Source organism: Luteitalea sp. (assembly GCF_044337415.1).
Classification (GTDB): Bacteria; Acidobacteriota; Vicinamibacteria; order Vicinamibacterales; family Vicinamibacteraceae; genus Luteitalea.
The window spans coordinates 1-5,854 of the sequence record NZ_JBIINP010000232.1 but is presented as its reverse complement, the minus strand read 5'-3'; the positions used below and the strand labels follow the sequence as shown (position 1 = coordinate 5,854).

5 protein-coding genes and 1 pseudogene are annotated in these 5,854 nt (G+C 70.9%); 3 read left to right on the top strand and 3 right to left on the bottom strand.

The window, feature by feature from the left end:
• Window positions 1-213: pseudogene (locus ACIRDX_RS19755) on the top strand (hypothetical protein); the annotation flags it as partial.
• 202 nt (window positions 214-415) lie between these two features.
• On the opposite strand, the gene ACIRDX_RS19750 reads toward ACIRDX_RS19755, so the two are convergent.
• Window positions 416-1,306 (bottom strand): diacylglycerol/lipid kinase family protein, encoded by an 891-nt coding sequence (locus ACIRDX_RS19750; protein WP_396627155.1) that lies wholly within the window; start codon window positions 1,304-1,306, stop codon window positions 416-418.
• Between the two features lie 126 nt (window positions 1,307-1,432).
• Between ACIRDX_RS19750 and ACIRDX_RS19745 the strand changes: the two genes are divergently transcribed.
• Window positions 1,433-2,683 (top strand): GAF domain-containing protein, encoded by a 1,251-nt coding sequence (locus tag ACIRDX_RS19745; protein ID WP_396627154.1) that lies wholly within the window; start codon window positions 1,433-1,435, stop codon window positions 2,681-2,683.
• 62 nt (window positions 2,684-2,745) lie between these two features.
• On the opposite strand, the gene ACIRDX_RS19740 is transcribed toward ACIRDX_RS19745, so the two are convergent.
• Window positions 2,746-3,042 (bottom strand): hypothetical protein, encoded by a 297-nt coding sequence (locus ACIRDX_RS19740; RefSeq protein WP_396627153.1) that lies wholly within the window; start codon window positions 3,040-3,042, stop codon window positions 2,746-2,748.
• Window positions 3,043-3,130: 88 nt separating this feature from the next.
• Window positions 3,131-4,315 (bottom strand): PDZ domain-containing protein, encoded by a 1,185-nt coding sequence (locus ACIRDX_RS19735; protein WP_396627152.1) that lies wholly within the window; start codon window positions 4,313-4,315, stop codon window positions 3,131-3,133.
• A 165-nt stretch (window positions 4,316-4,480) separates the two neighbouring features.
• Between ACIRDX_RS19735 and glnA the strand changes: the two genes are divergently transcribed.
• Window positions 4,481-5,836 (top strand): type I glutamate--ammonia ligase, encoded by a 1,356-nt coding sequence (glnA, locus tag ACIRDX_RS19730; protein WP_396627151.1) that lies wholly within the window; start codon window positions 4,481-4,483, stop codon window positions 5,834-5,836.
• The last annotated feature ends 18 nt before the right edge of the window (window positions 5,837-5,854 follow it).

The following is a 5,854-nucleotide window of genomic DNA, read 5'->3' as shown; positions in this document are numbered from 1 at the left end:
CATGCCCCATGCCCCATGCCCCATGCCCCATGCCTCATGCCACGGCTGCGCGTGAGCGCCAATGATCAGCGGCGCATTCCCGTGAACCAGCTCGTCGTGATCGACTACGTGGGCGGCGCGCAGGCATTGCCCGACACCGAGACCTCCGTGGCGCGCGGCGCCGATCACGTCGTGGTGATGCGCAACAGCCAGGTCGTGCCAGGCAGCACGTAATTCCGCGATGCCGCGATGCCGGGAATGTCGAGAGCCATTGCCGCCTCGCGGCACGTCGGCAGGCGGGTCGAGGTCGAGCGTCGAACTGATGTTCGACGCCCACGAACAGGAATTGCGGAGGTGGTGAGGACTCCACGAGCCGAGGTGCCGCGATGTGGGCCGTCAACCTTCGTCATTCCGGCATTCCGGCATCGCAGCATTCTCACGGCACCATCACCCGCAGGCTCCGCGGGCGCACCTCGAAGATGCGCCGCGTGTCGGCATCGAACACCTCGCCGTCGAGGTGGATCGGGAGCGCATCGGCATGCGCCACCACCACGCGGCGCGCCCGCGCGGTGAACACCCCGGGCACCGCCGGCAGCGTCCCGTTGAAGAGCCGCCAGCCGTGCCGCACCAGGCGCGACAGCGTGATGTGGGGCACCGCCACCACGTCGAACTGCCCGTCGTCGAACGCGGCATCGGGCGCGACGCGGGCCCCGTGTCCGTACTGCTGCCCGTTGCACACGACCACGAAGTGCGCCTCGGTCACCACCGGCACGTGGTCGTCGAGCGTGATCGTGAAGCGACGAGGCTCGAACGTGCGCCACTCCTGCAGGATCGACGTCACGTACGGCACGAGGCCGCGCCGCAGGTTGCGGGTGTTGAAGCGTTCGGCCACGGCGGCGTCGAAGCCCACGCCCGCGAGGTTGAAGAACGGCCGGCCGCTCACGAGCCCGCTGTCGATGTCGCGGGCGCGGCCATGCATCGCCACGGCCACGGCCGCCTCCGGCGCCTGCGGCAGCCCGAGTCCGCGCGACAGGCCGTTGCCCGACCCACCGGGCACCACGCCGAGCGCCAGGCCCGTCCCCAGCATCGCCCCGGCGACCTCGTTCAGCGTGCCGTCGCCGCCCCACACCACCACGCGATCGGTGCCGGCCTCGAGCGCGTGGCGAACGGCCTGCAGGCCGTCGCCCTGCCCCGTCGTCACGGTGGCGCGGACCGTCGTCGCCCCGTGCGCGCGCAGGGCGCGGCTCACGAAGTCGACGCGGTCCCGGCGGGGCACGCGCCGCAGGTCCGGGCCGGACGCGGGGTTGACGATGAGATCGACCGTCATGACGGATGTACCGAGGTGGCCATTCGAATTTCAAATGGCCACCGTCGCAGTTGCTATAGTACCGACCTGCATGTATCCGACCGCGTGGAGTGACGGCACCACCTCGCTTCCGGGAGTCCTGGCGTCATGACGCGTCCAGCCGTTCGCCTCACGCTGCTGGTGCTGCTCATCGCCGGCCTTGCGGCCGCCGCATGGCAGTCGTACGTGCTCGAGAAGCGCCGGCTCGACGATCTCCGCAAGCAGCAGTCGCTCGACGCGCTGCGCGACGAGGTGCTCCACGCCCTCGACGACTCGCGCACCGCCCAGCAGGCCTACCTGGCCCAGGGGCAGGGGCTCGACTTCTGGGAGGCGCGCTTCGCCGAGGCGATGGCCGGCCTCACGCAGGGGCTCACGGCGCTTCGCGCCCAGGCCAACGGCCAGCCTGCCGCCATCGAGGCGCTCGACGCGGCCGACCGCGCGCTGAAGGTCTACGAGGGCATCGACCGCAGGGTCCGCGGCTTCGTGGTCAACGGCACCGACCTGATGGCTGCCGACACGGTCTACGAAGACGGCCTCAAGACCGCGGCCCTCGTGCGCACCAGGACGGACGAGGCCCACGCCGCGCTCGTGGGGCCGGCGCGGACCGGCTACGACCAGCGACGACTCCAGTACGTGATCGCCGGCTCGGCTGCTGGCGCGGGGCTGCTGGTGTCGTTGCTCCTGCTGCCGACGGGACGCCGCGACGAGCCCGCGGTCGAGCTGCACGCGCCCGAGTCGTCCCTCCACCTGAACGAGCGCGTGGGCCGCGTGGATCCGCCGGTCTCCGCGTCGGCCAGCGACGGCCTGAGCCTCACACCGCCGCGGGCGGAGGCGCCCGCCGCTCCGGCTGCGGCGCCCGCGCCGATCGCCGTGCCCGCTGCCGACGCCCGTCGTGTCGCGGGCGTGGTGGGCGACGATGCGCTCGACGCGACGGCGAGGGTGTGCACGGACCTGGCGCGCGTGAAGGATGCCGATGAGCTGCGGGATGCGCTCGGGCGCGCCGCGCGCCTGCTCGATGCGGCGGGCGTGATCGTGTGGGTGACCGACGCGAGCGGCAGGTCCCTCAAGCCGCTGCTGACCTACGGGTATCCGGACGAGGCCCTGCGCCGGATTCCGACGCTGCCGCGCGACTCCGACAACGCGACGGCGGCGGCATGGCGTGCGGCGGTGACCCAGGTGGTCGACGCCACCGAGACCGCGCCCGGCGCCATCGCCGTGCCGCTGCTGGTGCCTCAGGGGTGTGTGGGGGTGCTGGCGGCCGAGATCCGGCACGGACGGGAAGCGGCGGCGGCCACCCGCGCGCTCGCGCAGATCGTCGCCGCCCAGCTGGCCGTGCTCATCCCGACGGACGCGCAGTAACGGCAGGACTCAGGTCTCGAGTCTCAGGTGAGACTCGAGACTCGAGGCGTGGTGCCCCTGTGTCAGGCACGCGTCCGGCGCTGCGTCGACCCCACCACGCGCTCGGCGCTGACCCCGCGCATCCGCGGGCCCTCTTCATCGCAGCCCTTCGTCGGCTGCGGCTTGATCACCAGGCGCATCTGCGACACGTCTGGCCGCGCCACGCGGGGCGGCGGCGGGATGGGCAGGTCGATGGCCCCGCCGCCCGTCAGCAGCGCGAACTCGCTGCCCAGTGGCAGCGTGAGCGGGGTCGCGGCGTGCAGCGTCGTGCTCATGCCGAGCACACACACGCCGATCACGGCACGCAGCGCGGTCATCATCACTGGCTCTCCTCGATCGTGCAGGGACACGTTGCCGATGTCGAACTGAGACGAGAACGCGGAGGCCGTGGTTCGGCCTCCGGGCCGCCTATGCCGTGAACCGGCGTGTACGTGTGACGGACCGCTCCCCGGACGAGTCGGCCGGCGCCTGGAGCGTGACCGACATCGTCTGCGGCTTCTTGTCGCGCACGATCTCGACGGCCACGGCCTTGCCGTCGGCCACGCCCTCGAGGCTCGCGATGATGTCGCCCGTGTCCTGCACCGGCTTGCCGTTGACCGTGGTGATCACGTCGCCGGCCTTGATGCCCGCCTTGGCCGCCGGCGTGTTCTCGTTCACCTGCGACACCAGCACGCCGCCCTTGGCGCCGAAGTAGGTGGCCAGCTGCGGGGTGAGCGGCTGCGCCATCACGCCGAGCCGACCCCGGCCCGTCCGGATGTGCACTTCGCCCTGCGGCATGCCGCGGAACAAGAACGCGCGCGGCCCCGGACCGTCGCCGCCCGGCGGGATGATGATGTCGAACTCCTCGTTGGCGCCCGGACCTCCGGGCACCATCCGGCGCTCGAACCGGCGCACCACCGGGCCCTCGCCGTTGCCATCCCGCATCGTCATCATCCGGGGCGCCGAGCGCTCGGGCGTCACCGACGCCGTGCCGCGCGTGGTGCCGCGCACGTAGGCCACCTGCAGGGCCTTGCCCTCGGGCGATTCGACGATCAGGCGCGACAACTGCCGCGCGCTACGGACGGTCTCGCCGTCGATGGTGACGATGATGTCGTTGGGCTGCAGGCCGGCCTTGGCGCCCACGGACTCGGCCGGCACCTCCATCACGAAGGCTCCCGTGATCCCGGGCAGGCCCGCGGCCTTCGCCTCGTCGGCGGTCACGTCGCGGGCCATCACGCCGATCCTCGGGCGGTCCATGCCCCCCAGGTCGCCGAGCCCCTGCATCGCGTCGTCGACCATGACCTTCACGTCGATGTCCTTCACGGCCTCCTGGGCCGAGCGGGTGGCGTCCTCGACCACCTTGCGGATCCGGATGTCGAGCTGACCGTCGCGGAGGCCGGCGCCCTGCAGCGCCTGCTCGACGGCCTGTTCGATGTCGCGGGCCATGTCGTCCTCGGGCCTGGCCTGGCTGTCGGCGCCGGGCGGCGGGGCCGAGGGGGAGGGCTGTGAGTCCCACGCGGCCGCTGCCGCGCGCAAAGTGGGGCTGGCGGCGAGGACGCCCGTGCCCACGAGGGCCACGGTGGCCGCGCCGGCCATCCAGAGTCGAGTCTGCATGTGCGTGTGCCTCCTGCGAGTGTGCGACCCCGGTGGAGTCGGCGATGTTGACTGGCAGATGAGACGGGAAGTGTCGCCTGAAGGTTGTCCCGGCGGGGATTACACTTGTGACAGACTCCGTAGTGGCAGTTCGAGCGGAGCGATCGACACGTCACGGAGAGCACTTTGAGCGAGAAAGTACAGGATCCGGCCACGGAGACTCGCAAGCGCGAGATCCTCGCGGAGGCCGAGGCCGCTGGCGTCAAGTTCCTGCGCCTGCAGTTCACCGACATCCTCGGGGTCATCAAGAACGTCGAGGTGCCCGACCGCCAGTTCTCCGCGGCCCTCGACGGCAAGGTGATGTTCGACGGGTCCTCGATCGAGGGGTTCGTGCGGATCGAGGAGTCGGACATGTACCTCACGCCCGACCTGTCCACGTTCCGCATCTTCCCCTGGACCGATCCCTCGGGCGAGAAGGTCGCCAGGCTCATCTGCGACATCACCAATCCTGACGGGACCGGCTTTGCCGGCTGCCCGCGCCAGACGCTCAAGCGCGCCATCGAGCAGGCCCAGCGTCGCGGCTTCACGATGAGCGCCGGGCCCGAGGCCGAGTTCTTCCTCTTCCAGACGCGCGACGACGAGCCGACCACCGAGACGCACGACGCGGCGGGGTACTTCGACCTGACCCCGGTGGACCAGGGCGAGGACGTGCGTCGGCAGATCGTGCTGATGCTCGAGCAGATGGGCTTCGAGGTGGAGGCGGCCCATCACGAGGCGGCCTGGGGCCAGCACGAGATCGACTTCCGGCACGACGACGTGCTGATGGCGGCCGACAACGTCAGCACGTTCCGCTTCGTGGTGAAGAACGTGGCGCGGCGCAACGGCGTGCACGCCACCTTCATGCCCAAGCCGGTCTTCGGCGTCAACGGCTCGGGCATGCACACGCACCAGTCGCTCCTGCGCGACGGTGTCAACGCGTTCCACGACGCCGACGGGCCGTTCGGGCTCAGCCGCACGTGCATGAACTACATCGGCGGCCTGCTGCAGCACGCCGAGGCGTTCTGCGCGATCACCAACCCGCTGGTGAACTCCTACAAGCGCCTGGTGCCGGGCTACGAGGCGCCGACCCACATCGCGTGGTCGGAGCGCAACCGCAGCCCGCTCATCCGCATCCCGGCCCCGCGCGGCGCCGCAACGCGCATCGAGCTGCGCATGCCGGATCCGTCGTGCAACCCGTACCTGGCGTTCGCCGCCATGCTCCGCGCGGGCCTGGACGGCATCGACAACGATCTCGACCCCGGCGCGCCGGTGAGCAAGAACATCTACAAGATGTCGCACCGCGAGCGGCGTTCGCTGCGCATCGACGAGCTGCCCTCGAACCTCGACGCGGCCCTCGATCAGCTCGAACGCAGCGCCCTGATGCGCGACACGCTCGGCGACCACATCTTCGAGCACTTCATCGAGGCCAAGCGCCGCGAGTGGTTCGAGTACCTGCAGCAGGTCAGCGCCTGGGAGATCCAGCGGTACTTGAAGGTGTATTGATGCTGGGAGCTGGGAGCT

Coding starts and splice junctions, on each gene's coding strand:
- ACIRDX_RS19750 (WP_396627155.1), bottom strand. CDS start 1,306: ATGACGGTCGATCTCATCGTCAACCCCGCGTCCGGCCCGGACCTGCGG.
- ACIRDX_RS19745 (WP_396627154.1), top strand. CDS start 1,433: ATGACGCGTCCAGCCGTTCGCCTCACGCTGCTGGTGCTGCTCATCGCC.
- ACIRDX_RS19740 (WP_396627153.1), bottom strand. CDS start 3,042: ATGATGACCGCGCTGCGTGCCGTGATCGGCGTGTGTGTGCTCGGCATG.
- ACIRDX_RS19735 (WP_396627152.1), bottom strand. CDS start 4,315: ATGCAGACTCGACTCTGGATGGCCGGCGCGGCCACCGTGGCCCTCGTG.